This is a genomic window from Alicyclobacillus fodiniaquatilis (assembly GCF_042678105.1).
GTDB classification, from domain to species: domain Bacteria; phylum Bacillota; class Bacilli; order Alicyclobacillales; family Alicyclobacillaceae; genus Alicyclobacillus; species Alicyclobacillus fodiniaquatilis.
In genome coordinates, this window is record NZ_JBHUCX010000020.1 from 173482 (window position 1) to 190838 (window position 17357).

Annotated in this window: 15 protein-coding genes and 1 riboswitch; of the genes, 9 read left to right on the forward strand and 6 right to left on the reverse strand. The window is 51.5% G+C overall.

Features of this window, described 5'->3' with window-relative positions:
- The first annotated feature begins 41 nt into the window (after positions 1–41).
- The 6 genes from ACFSB2_RS07220 (at position 42) to ACFSB2_RS07245 (ending at position 7479) form a co-directional block, all read left to right on the forward strand.
- Positions 42–650: a DUF3995 domain-containing protein gene (locus ACFSB2_RS07220; RefSeq protein ID WP_377942360.1), complete on the forward strand. Its 609-nt coding sequence runs from the start codon at positions 42–44 to the stop codon at positions 648–650.
- A 324-nt stretch (positions 651–974) separates the two neighbouring features.
- Positions 975–1547, forward strand: coding sequence for a PadR family transcriptional regulator (locus tag ACFSB2_RS07225; RefSeq protein ID WP_377942361.1), 573 nt, complete (start codon positions 975–977; stop codon positions 1545–1547).
- Positions 1544–3184: an MFS transporter gene (locus ACFSB2_RS07230; protein ID WP_377942362.1), complete on the forward strand. Its 1641-nt coding sequence runs from the start codon at positions 1544–1546 to the stop codon at positions 3182–3184. The genes ACFSB2_RS07225 and ACFSB2_RS07230 overlap by 4 nt, the downstream gene beginning before the upstream one ends.
- A 153-nt stretch (positions 3185–3337) precedes the next feature.
- Complete coding sequence (locus tag ACFSB2_RS07235; RefSeq protein WP_377942363.1) at positions 3338–4840, forward strand: MDR family MFS transporter; 1503 nt, start codon at positions 3338–3340, stop codon at positions 4838–4840.
- A gap of 402 nt (positions 4841–5242) precedes the next feature.
- On the forward strand, positions 5243–6433 hold the full coding sequence (locus tag ACFSB2_RS07240) for a glycine C-acetyltransferase (RefSeq protein ID WP_377942364.1): 1191 nt from the start codon (positions 5243–5245) through the stop codon (positions 6431–6433).
- Positions 6434–6522: 89 nt separating this feature from the next.
- Positions 6523–7479, forward strand: a complete 957-nt coding sequence (locus tag ACFSB2_RS07245) for an L-threonine 3-dehydrogenase (RefSeq protein ID WP_377942365.1) — start codon at positions 6523–6525, stop codon at positions 7477–7479.
- 112 nt (positions 7480–7591) lie between these two features.
- On the opposite strand, the gene ACFSB2_RS07250 is transcribed toward ACFSB2_RS07245, so the two are convergent.
- From ACFSB2_RS07250 to ACFSB2_RS07265, 4 genes are all read right to left on the reverse strand, one after another.
- Positions 7592–8386 carry a TrmB family transcriptional regulator gene (locus tag ACFSB2_RS07250; protein WP_377942366.1) on the reverse strand — a complete coding sequence of 265 codons (795 nt, stop codon included), beginning with the start codon at positions 8384–8386 and terminating at the stop codon, positions 7592–7594.
- A gap of 259 nt (positions 8387–8645) precedes the next feature.
- Complete coding sequence (gene leuD / locus ACFSB2_RS07255; protein WP_377942367.1) at positions 8646–9251, reverse strand: 3-isopropylmalate dehydratase small subunit; 606 nt, start codon at positions 9249–9251, stop codon at positions 8646–8648.
- Positions 9252–9369: 118 nt separating this feature from the next.
- Entirely contained in the window at positions 9370–10779 is a 1410-nt protein-coding gene (leuC, locus tag ACFSB2_RS07260; RefSeq protein WP_377942368.1) for a 3-isopropylmalate dehydratase large subunit, read from the reverse strand.
- A gap of 195 nt (positions 10780–10974) precedes the next feature.
- Complete coding sequence (locus ACFSB2_RS07265; protein WP_377942369.1) at positions 10975–11847, reverse strand: TetR/AcrR family transcriptional regulator; 873 nt, start codon at positions 11845–11847, stop codon at positions 10975–10977.
- 186 nt (positions 11848–12033) lie between these two features.
- Between ACFSB2_RS07265 and ACFSB2_RS07270 the strand changes: the two genes are divergently transcribed.
- Both ACFSB2_RS07270 and ACFSB2_RS07275 read left to right on the forward strand, forming a co-directional pair.
- Positions 12034–12780: an MBL fold metallo-hydrolase gene (locus ACFSB2_RS07270; protein WP_377942370.1), complete on the forward strand. Its 747-nt coding sequence runs from the start codon at positions 12034–12036 to the stop codon at positions 12778–12780.
- A gap of 96 nt (positions 12781–12876) precedes the next feature.
- Entirely contained in the window at positions 12877–14253 is a 1377-nt protein-coding gene (locus ACFSB2_RS07275; RefSeq protein WP_377942371.1) for an MFS transporter, read from the forward strand.
- Positions 14254–14359: 106 nt separating this feature from the next.
- Here ACFSB2_RS07275 and ACFSB2_RS07280 read toward each other — a convergent pair whose 3' ends face one another.
- Positions 14360–14743, reverse strand: a complete 384-nt coding sequence (locus ACFSB2_RS07280; protein ID WP_377942372.1) for a hypothetical protein — start codon at positions 14741–14743, stop codon at positions 14360–14362.
- Between the two features lie 65 nt (positions 14744–14808).
- Positions 14809–15798 carry a homoserine dehydrogenase gene (locus tag ACFSB2_RS07285; RefSeq protein ID WP_377942373.1) on the reverse strand — a complete coding sequence of 330 codons (990 nt, stop codon included), beginning with the start codon at positions 15796–15798 and terminating at the stop codon, positions 14809–14811.
- Positions 15799–15911: 113 nt separating this feature from the next.
- A riboswitch (SAM riboswitch) is annotated at positions 15912–16018 on the reverse strand.
- Positions 16019–16288: 270 nt separating this feature from the next.
- Between ACFSB2_RS07285 and galE the strand changes: the two genes are divergently transcribed.
- A complete protein-coding gene (galE, locus tag ACFSB2_RS07290; protein ID WP_377942374.1) occupies positions 16289–17302 on the forward strand; it encodes a UDP-glucose 4-epimerase GalE in 1014 nt (337 codons plus the stop codon).
- The last annotated feature ends 55 nt before the right edge of the window (positions 17303–17357 follow it).

Consider the following 17357-nt stretch of genomic DNA (forward strand, 5'->3'; position numbering starts at 1 on the left):
GGCAAGGTTACAGATGGTGAGGAAAAACTGGAGATGATGCTGTGCTGGATCTGAAGTTTAAAGATGAACATTCACCAATTTTGAACAATCGGCAGTGGAACTCAAAGTGGTTGCTGCGTTCGGGGTACGCTGTTTGTCTTTGGTCCATTGCCTATATGATTCCACACGTGTATTGGGCTTTAGGCGGGACAGCGGGGCTCTCCTTGTTAAAACCCAGCGTGTCTGTATCTACCTCTTTTAAATTGATTAATTGGGTGGCACTACCGTTCTTCATTGTTCCGACACTCGCTGGTCTGGGTTTTATTTATTTTCACAAAAGTAAAATCATTCGCTCATTGCTCCTTTTCGTATCTGTGTTGGGGTGTTCGATAGCCACTTCTCATGGCATCTATGGAATTGTCTATCGTGGCTTGCAAATTACCAATGTGATTGGTTTGGGGAATGGTACGTTTCATATTCATGAAGATGCCTACGTGTTGTGGGACATGGTCATCTTTGAACCATGGTTTTTGCTCGAGGGTATTTTGCTCGCCACAGTGGGATGGTTTTTTTTGGGTGAAGCTCGGACCAGAAAAATTTGGCTAACGACTTGCATACTCGGTATTATCGTCGGTTTAACCACAGGGATTATGGGGGTTCGATTTGCATAGTGAATTAAAATTGGGTACTCAAGTTGGCACGGAACGCGGTATATTCATTAACCGCGTTTCTTAATGTTTGCGTGGGTTTTGTGTCATTTTGTCGGCGGTACCCCGAACGCGGCAAATGCCAAGAAACTCAAGCGTAGAAGCGTCGCGACAAAAGTTCCAATCAGAGCATAGGCGAACAAAATGTCTCTACCCGAGTATCCTGTGGCACAATCATCCTATTTATGCCGCCTTTTATCACTTTCGCAACTGTTATGAAAGACTATATCTAGTTGATTGTTATATCCAATTTATATATCATGCTGATATATCGGTGCGATGTAAACAATGATGAAAACGAGAGGGGAGAACGCCTTGTACGAACTGTTCATTCTTGGAGAGCTGAAAGAAGAGCCGATGCATGGCTATTTGCTGCATCGCATTTGGTCCTCCATGATTGGGCCGCTGCGCCAAGTGAGCTGGGGCACTTTGTATTCCGTTTTGCGCAAAATGGAGACAGATGGTTACATTCGCCAGGTGATCAAAGACAGTGATACCCAAGGTCGCGTGAAAAAACTCTACGAATTGACCGTCGAAGGGGACGCCCATTTTGAACGCTTGATGCGGCAGCCTTTTGAACACAACTGCGATGTGGAGGATATTTTCAAAGTCAAATTGAGCAACTTTCACCACATTGAAAAAGACATGCAGCTTGAAATCCTGCGCCAGTACAGAACGGTCCTGGAAGTGCTGCTTGGCGCCATTGAAGTCAATGAGCAATCCGTACGCAACAACTCGGGCATTCCCGCAAACGAATTGCCAGATATTCAGAGTGTTATCGATTATGAACGAAGTGTGCACGAAACCAAACTTACCTGGGTAGAAGCGAAGATCACCCAAATGTCGGAGGAAAACACATGAATTCAGAACTTAATGCCCAACAAGTGATGGCGGAGAGGGCCACTGATCACGGGCAGAGCCGACGATGGTGGGCGCTCGCCGCCATATGTTTTGGATTGTTCATGGCTTTGCTCGACGTGACAATCGTCAACGTGGCGCTGCCGACGATTCAGAATGATTTGAACGAGTCGTATTCGACGCTGGAATGGGTCTTAAACGCCTATACGCTTGTGCTCGCCGTTTTGTTGGTGACATCCAGTCGGCTCGGCGATATTTTTGGCCGCAAGGGCATTTTTATGCTCGGTATGGGCGTGTTCACGCTCGGCTCCTTGTTGTGCGCGCTGTCAGGCGACATCCGTATCGGCTCGCTGTCACACGCAGACATCTTGAACCTTTCGCGCGCTTTTCAAGGATTGGGCGGTTCTGCGATGATTCCATTGTCACTTTCGCTGATATCAAACACTTTTCACGGGCGTGAACGCGGAACGGCATTCGGCATCTGGGGCGGCGTGAATGGGTTGGCCGTGGCCATCGGACCGCTGCTTGGTGGGGTGCTTGTCTCAAAATTCAATTGGCAGTCTATCTTCTATATCAACTTGCCGGTTGGCGTGATAGGATTGTTGGTAGCGGCTTGGGCCATCGCGCCATCGCGCGATGAGCATGCGCCACGGCGCATTGATGTCTTTGGGCTCGTGACCATCACCATCGCGATGTTCTGTCTCATTCTCGCTTTGATGCAAGGCAGCAGCAAAGGCTGGTCGTCTGCATTCATCCTGACGCTGTTCATCGTCGCAGGTGTGAGCCTGTTGGCCTTCATCATCGGCGAACTGCGCCTGAAACATCCAATGGTCGATCCGCGCCTGTTTCGCATCCCGAGCTTTACTGGCACCGCAATCACAGCCTTCACTTTGCACGGCGGCCTCTATGCGCTCCTTTTCACACTCAGTCTTTACGTGCAAAATTTGCTTGGATTTGATGCCCTGCAGGCTGGTCTGCGCTTTTTGCCACTTTCCTTGCTGTCCTTCATCGGTGCGCCCATCGCAGGTCGTCTATCAGACAAGATCGGCCCAAAATGGATTCTTGCTGTAGGCATGGTTTGTGTGTGCGTGGGCACATATCTCATGGCGCGGCTTGGAGGCGCGAGCCAACCACAAGCGTGGACCGTGTTGCTGCCTGGATTTATCGTCGCAGGCATTGGCAGCGGTATGGTCAATCCACCGATGTCTGTCATCGCCATGGGCGTGGTCGAACCGAGAAAATCAGGCATGGCATCCGGTACCGCAAACACCTGCCGCCAAACAGGCATGGCGTTCGGTATCGCTTTGCTCGGCGCATTCCTGTCAAATCGATACAGCAGCCTCATCAGCGCGAAAGTCGCCGCGTTGCACAACGCGCAGCTCACCGGAGCAATGCGGCGTGAAATCGTGTCTGGGCTGCAACAGGCTGGCCCGATTCCCGGCAGTCTCGGCTTGACCGACTTGGGCGGCAAAGCGAATTCGTACGCACATTCGCCACTCTTTCCCACACTGCAACATGCAGCGCGCGCCGCGTTTTTGAGCGCGACACAGGATGTCGTGGTATTGGCTGGCAGCATGCTTGTGCTTGGCGTGCTGGCCGCAGTGCTGCTCGTTCGCCCGCGGGACATCCACGGACATTAAGTCGCTTTTCAGGGCAAGTCAACCGTCTGGCGCCATGGACTTGCGCAGTGACCGCCGCGCACATGGCGGCGGCGGGTGGAGCATATCCATTGAAACCGCCATTCGGCGACCGAACAATGCAAAATTCATCAGTCGAAAGGAACGCTTCATCACATGCAAAAAACAACCAACCGCAAAATGGTCACCGTGGCCATGCTTGTTGCTGTTTTGCTGGTCGCCATTGACGTGACAGTCGTCAGTACCGCCATGCCAAAAATCGTCAGCCAATTGAGCGGCCTGAGTTTATACAGTTGGGTGTTCGCCATCTATACACTCACCACATGCGTCACGACGCCCATCTATGGCAAACTGGCAGACTTGTTTGGCCGCAAGAAAATTTTCTGCCTTGGCGTCATTCTGTTTGTGCTCGGCTCGATGTTGTCCGGCGCAGCACACAGCATGACCCAATTGATTTGGTTCCGCGCATTCCAAGGCATTGGCGCTGGCGCCGTCATGCCGCTCACGTTTACCATCATCGGAGATCTGTTTCCAGGCGAGCAGCGCGCCAAAATGCAAGGTGTGTTCAGCGCGGTGTGGGGGATTGCCGGTCTGTTAGGCCCCCTTGTCGGCGGATTATTTGTCGATCACATCTCCTGGCGGTGGATTTTCTACATCAACCTGCCTGTAGGTGTCATTTCGCTCATTTTGGTTATTGCCTTTTTACATGAGAACTTTGAAAAGAAAGCGAAGCACATCGATTATTTCGGCGCGATCACGTTTACCATCGCCATCTCTTCATTGCTCTACGCACTTTTAAACGGCGGTGACAATTACGCATGGGACTCAGTGGTCATCATCACATTGTTTATTCTAGCTGCCGTATTTATCGCGTTGTTTATCTTGATTGAAGCAAAGGTCAAAGAGCCTATGTTGCCGTTGAGTCTGTTTAAAATTCCGGTGATTGCAGTGTCCAACGTGATTGCCTTCCTCGTCAGCTTTGTGCTAATTGGCATCAACGTGTACCTGCCGATGTGGATTCAAACCATCCTGGATCACAGCGCAACCGGCTCTGGTTTGACATTGATGCCTATGTCCATCGCTTGGCCGCTTGGTTCTACTTTTGCGGGGCGTTACATGTACCGCATTGGCGCAAAGACCACCACATTCTTCGGTGCGATTCTCGTCGTCGCTGGTTCCGTTTGGCTCCTGGCCATCGAACTCGGCTCTCCGTACTGGTACTTTGTCGGCCTGATGGTCGTCATTGGCTTGGGCATGGGGTATGTGGTCACGCCGACGACGGTGCTGGTGCAGTCGGCTGTTGGGTGGCAAATGCGCGGCGCAGCAACCGCCTCCAACACGTTTGTCCGCTCACTCGGCCAAACGGTCGGGGTTACCATTTTTGGCACGCTGTTTAACAGTGGCGTCACGCGCTATGCCAAAGCGCATTTCCAAGGCTCCGGACAAATGAGCAATATCAACAACTTTCTCAGCACCAATGGGACAAACACAGCCAACATACCAGCAAAACTTGCGCCGATGGTGCACGAAATGTTGGCATCGAGCATTCACGCCGTGTTTATCGTCATTTTCGCCATTGCCATCGCCAGCTTCGTGGCAACCGCATTTTTGCCTTCCCACCGCAAGGTGATGGAGCACCAGAAGCAAGTCGCAAGTTAACGCATGTCATGTTGATGGGGAATACGATTCATTGACAAAAAGCTGTCCGAAGTCGTTTTTAGCGATCATCGGACAGCTTTTTTATGCGTGCTTATTCTGAAAACAAAGTAGATACCCCTACATGCGCCAACCGCGCCGCCTTGATTGATTTCTATTTTCGTGGCGCGATTGGCGCGTGTTATGTACGCATGGTGGTCTAGATAAAAAACGGGTGGCTGGACATACATAATTGTGTTGTCATCTTGCATTCAGACAGTTACTATTTGTGTAGTGACTATAGAATTGCCGCACGATAAATAGACCGCCGGTGCCGCTATATCAACCGGACGATGGAGAACAATCATGCTTGTACCAAAGAAGGCCTCGGACAACAAAGCGATTCATTTTCAGGAGGGATCATCAATGCCAAGCAGGATATTGGCGAATTTCTTAAACGAGAATCTAGAAGCGCTCAAAAAACAAGGATTGTACAACGTGATCGATCCGCTCGAAGGCGCAAACGGCCCCGTCATTCAGATTGCTGGGAAACCGTTCATCAACCTGTCTTCCAACAACTATCTGGGTCTGGCGACAGATAAACGCTTGATTGAGGCCAGCATCGAAGCGACCAAAAAATATGGGGTCGGCGCAGGGGCGGTTAGAACCATCAATGGCACGCAGACGGCCCACGTCGAGTTGGAGGAGAAACTTGCGGAGTTTAAGCACACCGAAGCTGCAATTGCCTTCCAATCTGGATTCAATTGCAACATGGGCGCCATTTCTGCCGTAATGGACCAACACGACGCCATCTTGTCCGACGAATTGAATCACGCCTCCATCATTGATGGCTGCAGATTGTCGAGAGCCAAAGTCATTCGCTACAACCACTCGGACATGGCGGATTTGCGCCACAAGGCCCAAGAAGCAAAAGCGTCGGGATTGTATCAGAAAATCATGGTCATCACCGATGGGGTGTTCTCCATGGACGGAGATATTGCGAAGCTCCCTGAGATTGTCAAAATCGCCGAAGCGTTCGATCTCATCACATATGTCGATGACGCGCATGGCTCTGGTGTCCTTGGGGAAGGCGCGGGCACGGTGAAACATTTTGGCTTGTCGGATCGGATTGACTTCCAAATTGGCACACTGTCCAAAGCGATTGGGGTCGTCGGTGGTTACGTGGCAGGCAAGCGCGATTTGGTGGACTGGCTCAAAGTTCGCAGTCGGCCGTTTCTGTTCTCGACCTCACTGACACCAGGCTCGGCGGCAGCCTGTGTCAAGGCCATTGAGATTTTGCTGGAGAGCAACGAACTGCAGAAACGCCTGTGGGAAAATGGAGATTACCTCAAAAATGGTTTGAAACAGCTCGGCTTCAACATCGGCCAAAGCGAGACGCCCATCACACCTTGCATCATTGGGGAAGAGGTGCTCACGCAAAACTTCAGTAAGCAACTGTATGCAGACGGCGTTTATGCCAAAGCGATTGTATTTCCCACGGTGCCGAAAGGAACTGGCCGCATTCGCAATATGCCGACGGCGGCGCATACGCGCGAAATGCTGGACGAGGCATTATCCGTATATGAAAAAGTGGGTAAAGCGCTGAAGATCATCTAAACATCATGTTGTGGCGGGATAAGTGTGCGCCTTGTATTCATCCCGCCACATGACCTGATACTCCGTTGCGACATCTGGAGGGAACACACATGAAAAAAATATTAGTCACGGGCGCCCTTGGCCAAATTGGTACAGAACTCGTCCTCAAACTGCGGGACATCTACGGCCAAGACCAGGTCATCTCCACCGATATTCGCAAAGATACGACACATATGCTCGTACAGTCTGGCCCATTTGAAACTTTGGATGTCACAGTAGCACAAGACGTGTTCGACATCGTCAAACGCCATCAAGTGGATACCATCATCCACTTGGCTGCGCTTTTATCGGCTTCCGCTGAAAAAAAACCGCTCCTGGCTTGGCATTTGAACATGGAGGGATTGCTCAACACGTTGGAAGCGGCACGAGAACAGAAATGTCAGTTTTTCACGCCCAGTTCCATTGGCGCATTTGGTCCGACCACCCCGTCCGATCAGACGCCGCAAGACACCATCCAACGGCCCATCACCATGTATGGCATCAACAAGGTCGCTGGGGAATTGTTGTGTGATTACTATTTTCTCAAGTATGGCGTCGATACGCGCGGCGTTCGCTTTCCAGGCCTGATTTCGTACCAAGCGCCGCCAGGTGGGGGAACGACAGATTATGCGGTCGAGATCTATCACGAGGCCATTCGACAGGGAAAATACACCTCGCCCATTGCCGCCGGAACATACATGGATATGATGTACATGCCAGACGCGCTTGACGCGATTGTCACATTGATGGAAGCGGAAGCAAGCAAACTCACACACCGCAATGCCTACAACATCACGGCGATGAGTTTCGAACCCGAACAGATTTCCGCAGCCATTCGTCAACACATCCCGTCATTTACCTTGGACTATGATGTCGATCCGATGAAACAGGAGATTGCAGACAGTTGGCCCAACTGCATTGACCCAAGTTGCGCGAGGGATGATTGGGGTTTTGCGGCAAAATACGACTTGGCTGCAATGACCGAAGACATGTTGACAAAATTACGCAACAATCCAGCATTGATTTAAGCCAGGTAAACAGAGATGCGGCTCGTGTCGAACTTTTGCGTCGTCTACGAGCCTTTTCCTGTCATATTATTTCATATTTAGAAGAAAAACAGAGGAAACACGAGCTGCGCTATCAATCTGTTATGTCAAAAAATCGAGCTCGCTCCGGCAGTATCCAGCCATCGAGCTGTTCTTCGCCTCCTTGTTGGACCAAGCGATTGACCAGCACGTCGTGCCAAATGTAGTCTTCCAGCAAATAGAGATGAACGGGATCATCGGTGTAAAAAGCGTTGCCATTTGCCTCGACCGAATGGCCATACAGCAGTTCCTTGCCGTCAATGGCCAGAATAAACCACGGCTTGTCAATCGAATACATGTACTCGTTCATGCGATGGGCATACAAATCGCCGATGGGCTCATCCACGCCGATCACGATGCCTTTGATGGAACAGCCGGTTTGATGAATCGCCTGTAACTCCGGCAACAAACGGTTGTACATGGGCCGCCACATCGATAACAGAACACGCGCTTTGGCCCGTTTTAACAGCATTCTGCAAAATGACAAGACATTCTGCTCTCCGCGCACAGTGGCCACGTAGACATCTGACGTTGGATCACAACTTTCAAGCTGTTTCAACTCGCTGCCTGCCTTGTCAAAGGCGGACTCCCACTGCCGTTGGACCCTGTCCAAAAACACATCGACAGGCAAGGGGAGATAGGCCTTGTTTCCTTCGTCATCTTCCTCCAACATGACAATGCCGCGATCGACCAAGCTGTTCAACACGTCATACACACGGGCGCGCGGCACACCCGACGCTTTGCTCAACTGATAAGCGGACGATTTGCCGAGCTGGACGGCCGCCACATAGGTGCGCGCCTCGTATTGTGACAAGCCAAAGACTTGCAATCGTTCCCAAAGTTCTGCCATATTTGTTTCCTTCCCAACCATTCTAGCTTGCAAATTATATTGTCACCTTGCTGCAACGCCATCCGCGCTGCCTTGATTGATTCACATTTTCATGATGTTGCTGGTGCAAAAAGCATCACACATGGCGGTTTATCCTTTTGCAAATCTATGCAACATCTGGACGCATGTCAATGATCACAGCAAAAGAAAGGCGTCATTCAGCTTGTTGCTCGCTGTCTGGCGCCTTTCTTTTGCGCTTTTATATCATGCACTAAATGATTCAGACGAATGAGGGCATTGGACAATTGGCCTGTTCATATGCGGCGATTTTTGCTTCGTGCTGCAAGGTTACGCCGATGTCATCCAGTCCCAGGAGCAGATACTTGCGCCGATATGCCTCCAGTGTAAAGTTCAACTGATGGCCGTGAGTGTCTGCGATGATGTTCTTCTCCAAATCCACCGTCAGGGTGTAGCCTTCATGGGCCTCTGTCAACTTGAACAGCGTTTCCACCTCATCTTCCGGCAGACAAATGGGCAAAATTCCGTTTTTAAAGCAGTTGTTATAAAAGATATCGGCGAATGATGGTGCGATGATCACGCGAAATCCGTCATCTCCGATGGCCCACGGCGCATGTTCGCGCGACGAACCACAACCAAAATTGTTGCGGCCAAGCAAGATGGATGCTTCGCCATAGCGCGGTTGATTGAGCACAAAATCGGGATTCAATTCACCATTTTCGCGAAACCGCCACTCGTAAAACAGAAACTGGCCGTAGCCCGTACGTTCAATTCGTTTCATAAATGTCTTGGGGATAATGGCGTCTGTATCCACATTCACTCTGTCCAGCGGTGCGACAACCCCTGTATGTTTCGTAAATGGTTGCATCTTCATCATCCTCTACCTTGAAAATGAATTGGCATTTTGGTGTACACCATCCGAGATGCCTGATGAACTGATATTTTCACGGTTCTGTTGGTGCGAAAGCATCACGCATGGCGGTCTCTTACGCATAAGCTGGCAATTCGCGCACATCGACAAAGCGTCCGGCGATGGCAGCGGCGGCTGCCATGGCAGGGGAGACCAGATGTGTGCGCCCGCCTCGGCCTTGGCGTCCCTCAAAGTTGCGGTTGGAGGTTGCGGCGCACCGTTCACCCCGCGCGAGGATATCCGGATTCATGCCCAGACACATGCTGCAACCCGCATGCCGCCATTCAAACCCCGCTTCGGCAAAAAGTTTGTCCAGCCCTTCTCGTTCAGCCGCTTGTTTGACCTGAGTGGAGCCGGGCACAACGATGGCTTTTACAGAAGGGGACACGCGTTTGCCTTTGACGATGGCCGCAGCAGCGCGCAGATCTTCCAACCGTCCATTCGTGCAGGAACCGATGAACACTCTATCCACCGGAATGTCCGTCATCCGCGTGCCCGGTTCCAGCCCCATATATGCGAGCGCCTGATGCGCCGCTTTACGCTCGTTCTCACTGGCAAACTGGTCGGGGTGTGGCACGCTGTCCGTGATGTCCGTGGTCATCCATGGACTCGTTCCCCAGGTCACCTGTGGCACCAGGTCGTCAACATCAAACTCGACTCGATGGTCATACACCGCGCCTGCGTCACTTTTCAGTTCCCGCCAAAGCGCAACTTTTTCCTCAAACGCCGCGCCTTGAGGCGCGTAGGGCCGATTGCGCAAATAGGCAAACGTCACGTCATCCGGCGCAACAAGCCCTGCCCTGGCGCCTGCTTCAATCGACATGTTGCAGAGTGTCATGCGCTCTTCCATGGTCAACTGCGAAACCGCCTTGCCGGTGTATTCCATCACATACCCAGTGCCAAAATCTGTGCCATACTTGGCAATCAAGCCTAAGATCATATCTTTGGCTGTGATGCCTGGACGAAGTTCGCCGCGAAACGCCACTTCCAGCGTCTTGGGTTTGGTCTGTGGCAGACACTGTGTCGCCAGCACATGTTCCACTTCACTTGTGCCAATGCCAAAGGCCAACGCGCCAAACGCGCCGTGGGTAGACGTGTGACTGTCGCCGCACACGATGGTCTTTCCGGGTGTGGTCAACCCCTGTTCCGGGCCAACCACATGTACGACACCTTGGTCATTAGTCCCCAAATCAAACAAGGTGACACCAAAGTTGGCGCAATTTTGCTGTAGGGCGTCAATCTGCGCTTTCGCCACCGCATCTGCAATGTGGAATGGATTGTCCGTGGGGACGACGTGATCGATGGTGGCAAACGTCAAGTCGGGGCGTCGCACAGGGCGGCCGGCCAGTTGCAAGCCTGCAAACGCCTGCGCGGATGTGACTTCGTGCACCAGATGTAAATCCACATAGATGACAGCGGGTTCCCCCGCGGCTTCGTGGACGACATGCGCATCCCAGATCTTTTCAAACAGTGTTTTTTTCCTCACATACGCTCCTCCTCGTGATGGGGTATCGCCAAAAAGCCTACACCCAAAATCCCGAACACGATTGGCAATCACTCGTGGGTATACGTACACAATAAAACCTGTTTGATCATTGATCCAATATATAAAATCTATCATCTCAATAGGTTCATCCTATTGCACAGGCGTGTCAATGCGCAGATGCGCATCTACGGGCCATCAACTTGTCCGATTAAACACCGTCAGAAAGTGTCTGACATAGCTTTGCAGCTCCGCTTTTTCCTCTAAGGCATAGAGAATGGGGCGGATGAGAAACATCCTCGGGGCTTGTTCGGCAATCTCGTTTTGCAAAAAGATCAGCATTTGCGTCAATTCCTGGCGTGCGCTGTTGGTCATGGGGAGTTCCTCTGCGATGGAGCGCATGGTGTTGACCATCTCTTGTAACGCCTCTAACGATGTTGGCAAATATGCGCCGCCATCTTCGCCCAGCGCACTGTGAATCAGCGGAGCAGGCTTAGCGCTGAGTAAATCTGCGACGATGACATCCATGCGGTCCACAATGAAGCGTGCGACATCTTTAAGCGCCAGGGGATGGATGGCTTGTACGACATAGTGTAGATATTGCTTAAAAATACCGGTAAAGATGGTCAAAATGTCTTCGAGGTAGGGAAGAGACGGTTCCCCATAAGCGTGCAACAGACATTCCCTGCGCCAATTCCGAACTTGGGCAATGGCGCGCTCTTTGAGTGGCTCGAAGCGTTCATTGTCGCGGATCGGCAAATCCGTGATTTCCAACATGATAAACGAATTCTCCATAAAGAAACCGAGTTGAAATTCAATGGATGTGCTCAACTTCTCTTTGGGCGATAACGCATCGTCACCGTTGATTTTGTAAGCTTGTTGCATCATTTCATTGTGACAAGCGTCGAAAATTTCGAGAAACAGTTCTTCCTTCGACTGAAAATACTTATATATGCTGCCTTTGGCAATCCCACAGTCTTCCGCGATTTCTTGCATAGAAGTTGCGTAGTAGCCTTTATGAGCAAACAAATGCACGGAGGAATCCATAATTTGTTTTTTGGTGATGTTCATGCATCCTCGTTCCTTTCATCGCTATGTTGACACCAGATGGACGCGCAGTCAATAATAAAACGGAGGTCGTGACTTTCGGGTCATATTTTGACTCGTCGTTATTGCAGCCGTGATCGTCGTCCCATCTATTATGCATACAAGGGAGGTGCGCCAAAGCGTCATGAGTGCGCTTTGGTCTCAAACCAAATGAAAATTGCCAACGGAGTAGAAATGCTCGAACTTGAGATGTCCATCATGGGCCAAACCAGCATGATTCACCCTACACTCTTATACGATGATACAACAGCCATTCTTGTGGATGTCGGCATTCCTGGGCAACTGAAAGAAATCCAAGCGGCGATGGACAAAGCAGGCGTCCCGTTCGCCAATCTCCAAGCCGTGATTTTGACCCACCAGGATATCGATCACGTCGGGAGCATCGAAGAAGTCTTGGATGTCAAGGGCGGCAATATCGACGTCTATGCGCACGCCGAGGACAAGCCGTACATCGAAGGCGACAAAGAGCCGATTAAGCTCAACCGCGCCCAAGTGGAGCAGATGCTCGCGAACATGCCCGCAGAGATGCGCAAACAGGCGGAAGCGATGCTCTTAAATCGCCCGACTGCCAAAGTGACGCAAGTGGTCGAAGATGGTACGATTCTCCCGTTTTTCGGCGGCATCACGGTCATTTTTACGCCTGGGCACACACCGGGACACATCAGCCTGTATCTTCAAGCGAGCAAGACGCTCATCACCGGAGACGCGCTGGTCAGTGAAAACGGCAAAGTGCTTGGTCCGAATGCGCAAGCGACACCTGATATGGGGGAAGCCATCGCATCTATGCAGAAATTTTTGAACTTCGATATCGAAAAAGTGATTTGCTATCACGGGGGATTGTGTGCCGACAACGTCAACCAACAGTTGCGTGAATTGGCGCAAACATTGACACAATAAACCGTCAAAATGGATGGGTACAGGCTCGAAACAGCGGCCTGTACCCATTTGATTTGGAAAATAAGTATGCACACTGCAAAAGAAGGAATGGGCTAGGTGAAATTAAGTCGCCAACACGCAGCGCACGACACACAACTTGGGCCGCTATTTATCGCGGCCATCTTGATCTGCGTCATTTTAAATCCACTCAATTCTTCGACCATATCGGTTGCGCTGCCAACCTTGCTCCATCATTTCCACACGAACGCCGCAGGCATCACCTGGATTGTTTCGGGATACTATCTTGGCAGCGCCATCGCCCAACCCGTGATGGGGAAACTGGGGGATGAGTGGGGGCGTCGCTTTTTTGTCTACATTGGACTGTGCCTGATGGTGCTCACCGCACTATTGGCACCGTTGTCCAGTTCATTGGTGGTGTTTGTCCTTTGGCGAGTCGTCCAGGCCATCGGCACCTCGATGATTTTTCCCAATGCCATCGGCCTTTTGCGCGAACATCGCGCCAAAGATCTGGGCAAAGTGCTCGGTTGGATTGGCATGGCAGGGGGCATCGCCGTGGCCATGGGGCCAACGATTGGCGGTTTTTTGGTTGACTGGCTGTCATGGCATGCCATCTTTTGGCTCAACATTCCATTTGCCTTGGCGGGTGGACTCATTTTATGGCGCGTGCTGCCCAAACAGCAAAAGCGCACAACCCGGCCAACAAAAGCCACAGTCAATCGCACAGACTGGCTGGGGATCTCGCTTTTCGCCGTCGCCATCACTTCTTGGCTCTTGTGGTCAAATCTCAAACATCCGTTTGTTTCCACGGCCTTATTGATGTTTGTGCTCAGCTTGCTCTTTACCGCAGGACTGCTTTTCGTCGAGTGGAAAAAAGAAATGCCAATCATCCCTGTGCGTTGGTTCCGCCACCGCCAATTCACATTTAGCAGCAGCATTACCGTTATCGCCAATCTCATCATGTACTCGATTCTCTACGGACTTCCTGTATTTCTCCAGACCGTTCGCCACTTTAGCGCCGCTGACAGCGGGATATTCCTCTTGGTGTATGCTGGCGTCATGAGTGTAAACTCACCTTTAGGCGGCTATTTTGCCCAAGGAAGCAGTCGGAAACTGCCGCTCTTCCTGGCAGGCGCGCTCTTAGCCGCAGGCGTAGGTTTGATATGGTGGGGACTTGTAATGCCGCTTTTCATCATGATCATCGGGTTGGTGTTGCTTGGCGTCAGTTTCGCCATCAGCAATGTGGTCATTCAGCAGATTTTTCTCGAATCTGTGCCACCGACAGAAGCAGGGCAGGCATCAGGCGTCTACACCATGTTCCGCTACCTGGGAACCATTGTGTCATCCGCACTCATTGGGGGAAGTATCAATACAGCCAGTGGTGCGCATCATTTGTTTATGCTGTTGTTCATTGGCGGGGTGTTGACCATCATCCTCACATGGGGATTGCGCGATGCACGACAAAAGACGGGTTGAGGCGTTTGCGCATGTGCCGTCACAGCAAAGCCCCATCCCTCCAGCGACGACACTGGTGTCATCATGAAAATCGAAGCTACCGGGGCAGTCAAATGGGGGATGGAGGTCAGGCACGGGATTTCACTTTATCCTTCTGGCGCAAACGCAAAGCGGACCATGTGGCATCAATTGAAACATTGCTCACGACCCTGAATTCCGTCTCATCTTGAATCATGTTCGCCAGGATATCCCGATTGATGTCCGTTTTGATGCCAGAACTTTGCTTGGGGTACGTCAGCCAGAAGACGCCGTCCACATCAAGCAATGTGAGCAAATGCGGTATTTCTGCACGCACATTCTCCGCACTCGTGACGAACACCTGAATGAACGGATAGCGCCCAGCGGCTTCACCTGCGTCTTCTTCCCCCAGGGAATACCCCTCGGGCGCATGAACCAGCAATATACGCCCACCTTTGTACTTTAGCTTCTTTAAAAGTTCGGACTCCGCCATAGGGCAAACCTCCCGTACTGTCGTGGTCAGCACGACTACTACACATCATTTAATGTCCCCCGGAACTAGCGCGATCTCGCCGCCTGTGATTGGACAACTTTCACCAAGTCCTCCAAAACAGCGCTCGCCGTCGGATATGCCCCCGCACCTGGCCCGGTGAGCGTGATGTCGCCGACAATATCCCCTTCGAGACAAATGGCATTCAACACGCCATCCACGTGAAAAAGCGGATCGGAAGCATCGAGGCGTTGCGGCCTGACATCGCAGTGTACAACATCTCGCTCTGCGTCCCATTTGGCGGTCACCACATGCTTCACTTTGGCGTTTTCCTGTGTGGCCTGATACACGTCCAGCGGCGAAATGCCGCGAATACCTGTCGCTGACGGCCCGACACGCTTGGCTTGTGGCACAGCAAGACTATCCAAAATGATTTGGAGCTTATACCAAGCATCAATGCCATCGACGTCCATGGACGGATCCGCTTCTGCGTACCCCAACACCTGTGCATGATTCAGCGCTTCTTCAAACGACAAACCATCCTGATGCATACTCGTGAGGATGAAATTGGAAGTCCCGTTGAAAATGCCTCGCAGCCCGCGAATCTGATTCATCGCAAAGTAGGTTTCCAATGTGCTTAAAACGGGAATGCCACCGAGCACGCTCGCCTCGTGGCGCACGAAAGCACCATGCTGAGCAGCTGTTTGGCGAATCTCATCGCCAAAGCGCGCCATCAGTTCCTTGTTCGCGGTGATGACCGATTTTCCATGCCGCAACGCCGTGAGCACCGCATCTTTTGCCACGGTTGCGCCGCCGATGACCTCAATGACAATATCCACATCTTCGGCCGTACAGACATCAGACCAATGCAGACACAATTTTTGCTTATCTACAATCGGATGCCGTTCCCGCAGAACATCGCGCACCGCAATCCGTTGAATTTGAAACTGGACGCCCAATCGCTGTCCAATGTACTCCTTTTTTGCTTCGATCACTTCAATTACACCGGTCCCCACCACACCGCAACCGAGTAAGCCAATGCGTATCTCTTTCAACATGTCTTTTGCTCCTCATCCGCCAACATACTTTTGCCGCCACGATTTTTGCCATTGTAAACCTGAAAAAGGACACCCCCGCGAGGGGGGTGTCCTGCAACTGCAAGATCCGTTCCCTCTTATCTCGCAGAACACTGTCCTGCAGGAATTGGCACCACTCCGAATAAAATTCGGTGGTTGCCGGGCTTCATCGGGCCAGTCCCTCCGCCGCTCTTGATAAGAGAATCCATGAATATGTAACGTGTCGTCGCTCAACTTATCAGATATCACGTACCTTTGTCAACGATTTTTGTCCGACGTCTCGTTCCATATCTGTATATGCCAAATCCACGCAAGATGCGTTCGCTTTTTCCAATCTATATTAAATCAAGTAGCCACCTGTCGTGATCGACCTAGGAATCTTGACCAGCGGAAAATAAAGCACACATCGCTACGCAAATGGACTATGTTACAATGAGCCATGACCGATTACGATGGAGGGGAACACAGACAAATGACCATACTCGTAACTGGCGGGGCAGGGTATATCGGCAGCCATACATGCGTCGTGCTGCTGAATGCTGGCTACGACATCGCCGTGCTTGACAGTTTCCCGAACAGTAAACCAAAATCACTGCAGCGCGTGCGTGAGATAACAGGAAAAGACTTTCCCGTCTATGCCGTCGATTTACTGGATAGACAAGGCGTTGAACAAGTCTTTGTGGAAAATCAGATAGAAGCCGTCATCCATTTTGCAGCCTTGAAAGCAGTGGGTGAATCCGTGGCTAAACCGCTGACCTATTACCACAACAACCTGACAGGAACCCTGATTCTCTGTCAAGTGATGCAACAATACAACGTCCGTCGTTTTGTCTTCAGCTCTTCAGCCGCCGTGTATGGCGCGCAAGAACGCGTCCCCATCACAGAGGACATGCCACTGGCGCCCATCAATCCATACGGGCAGACAAAAGTGATGATCGAGCAAATTCTACAGGACATTTGCACTGCCGATCCCAGTTGGAGCGTGGCGCTTTTGCGCTACTTCAACCCCGTCGGCGCACACCCAAGCGGTCGCATCGGCGAAGATCCAAATGGCATTCCCAATAACCTGGTGCCCTATGTCACACAGGTTGCCGTCGGCAAACTGAAGGAACTGCGCATTTTTGGAGATGACTACCCGACACCAGACGGCACTGGCATTCGCGACTATATCCATGTGATGGACCTGGCCAATGGCCATCTGAAGGCGTTGGAGTGGGTCAAGGAGAGAACAGGGGCTGAGACGTTTAATCTCGGCACCGGTGAGGGGTATAGCGTGCTGGATATCATCCATGCCTTTGAGCGGGCAACAGGGGTCCCGATCCCCTATCAGGTGGTTGCACGCCGACCTGGGGATGCGGCGGTCAGTTATGCGGATCCGTCAAAAGCAAAAAAGCTGTTGGGTTGGCAGGCCGAAAAACAGCTGATCGAAATGTGCGCCGACGCGTGGCGCTGGCAGCAAAACAACCCAAATGGCTATATAGAATAAGAATAGGGACGTCCTCATTGCCGCAGCGGGATCATGCGAAGTTTGCTCGCTGCAT

Coding starts and splice junctions, on each gene's coding strand:
- galE (WP_377942374.1), top strand. CDS start 16,289: ATGACCATACTCGTAACTGGCGGGGCAGGGTATATCGGCAGCCATACA.
- ACFSB2_RS07280 (WP_377942372.1), bottom strand. CDS start 14,743: ATGGCGGAGTCCGAACTTTTAAAGAAGCTAAAGTACAAAGGTGGGCGT.
- ACFSB2_RS07250 (WP_377942366.1), bottom strand. CDS start 8,386: ATGGCAGAACTTTGGGAACGATTGCAAGTCTTTGGCTTGTCACAATAC.
- ACFSB2_RS07245 (WP_377942365.1), top strand. CDS start 6,523: ATGAAAAAAATATTAGTCACGGGCGCCCTTGGCCAAATTGGTACAGAA.
- leuD (WP_377942367.1), bottom strand. CDS start 9,251: ATGCAACCATTTACGAAACATACAGGGGTTGTCGCACCGCTGGACAGA.
- ACFSB2_RS07270 (WP_377942370.1), top strand. CDS start 12,034: ATGAAAATTGCCAACGGAGTAGAAATGCTCGAACTTGAGATGTCCATC.
- ACFSB2_RS07265 (WP_377942369.1), bottom strand. CDS start 11,847: ATGAACATCACCAAAAAACAAATTATGGATTCCTCCGTGCATTTGTTT.
- ACFSB2_RS07235 (WP_377942363.1), top strand. CDS start 3,338: ATGCAAAAAACAACCAACCGCAAAATGGTCACCGTGGCCATGCTTGTT.
- ACFSB2_RS07225 (WP_377942361.1), top strand. CDS start 975: ATGATGAAAACGAGAGGGGAGAACGCCTTGTACGAACTGTTCATTCTT.
- ACFSB2_RS07230 (WP_377942362.1), top strand. CDS start 1,544: ATGAATTCAGAACTTAATGCCCAACAAGTGATGGCGGAGAGGGCCACT.
- ACFSB2_RS07285 (WP_377942373.1), bottom strand. CDS start 15,798: ATGTTGAAAGAGATACGCATTGGCTTACTCGGTTGCGGTGTGGTGGGG.
- ACFSB2_RS07240 (WP_377942364.1), top strand. CDS start 5,243: ATGCCAAGCAGGATATTGGCGAATTTCTTAAACGAGAATCTAGAAGCG.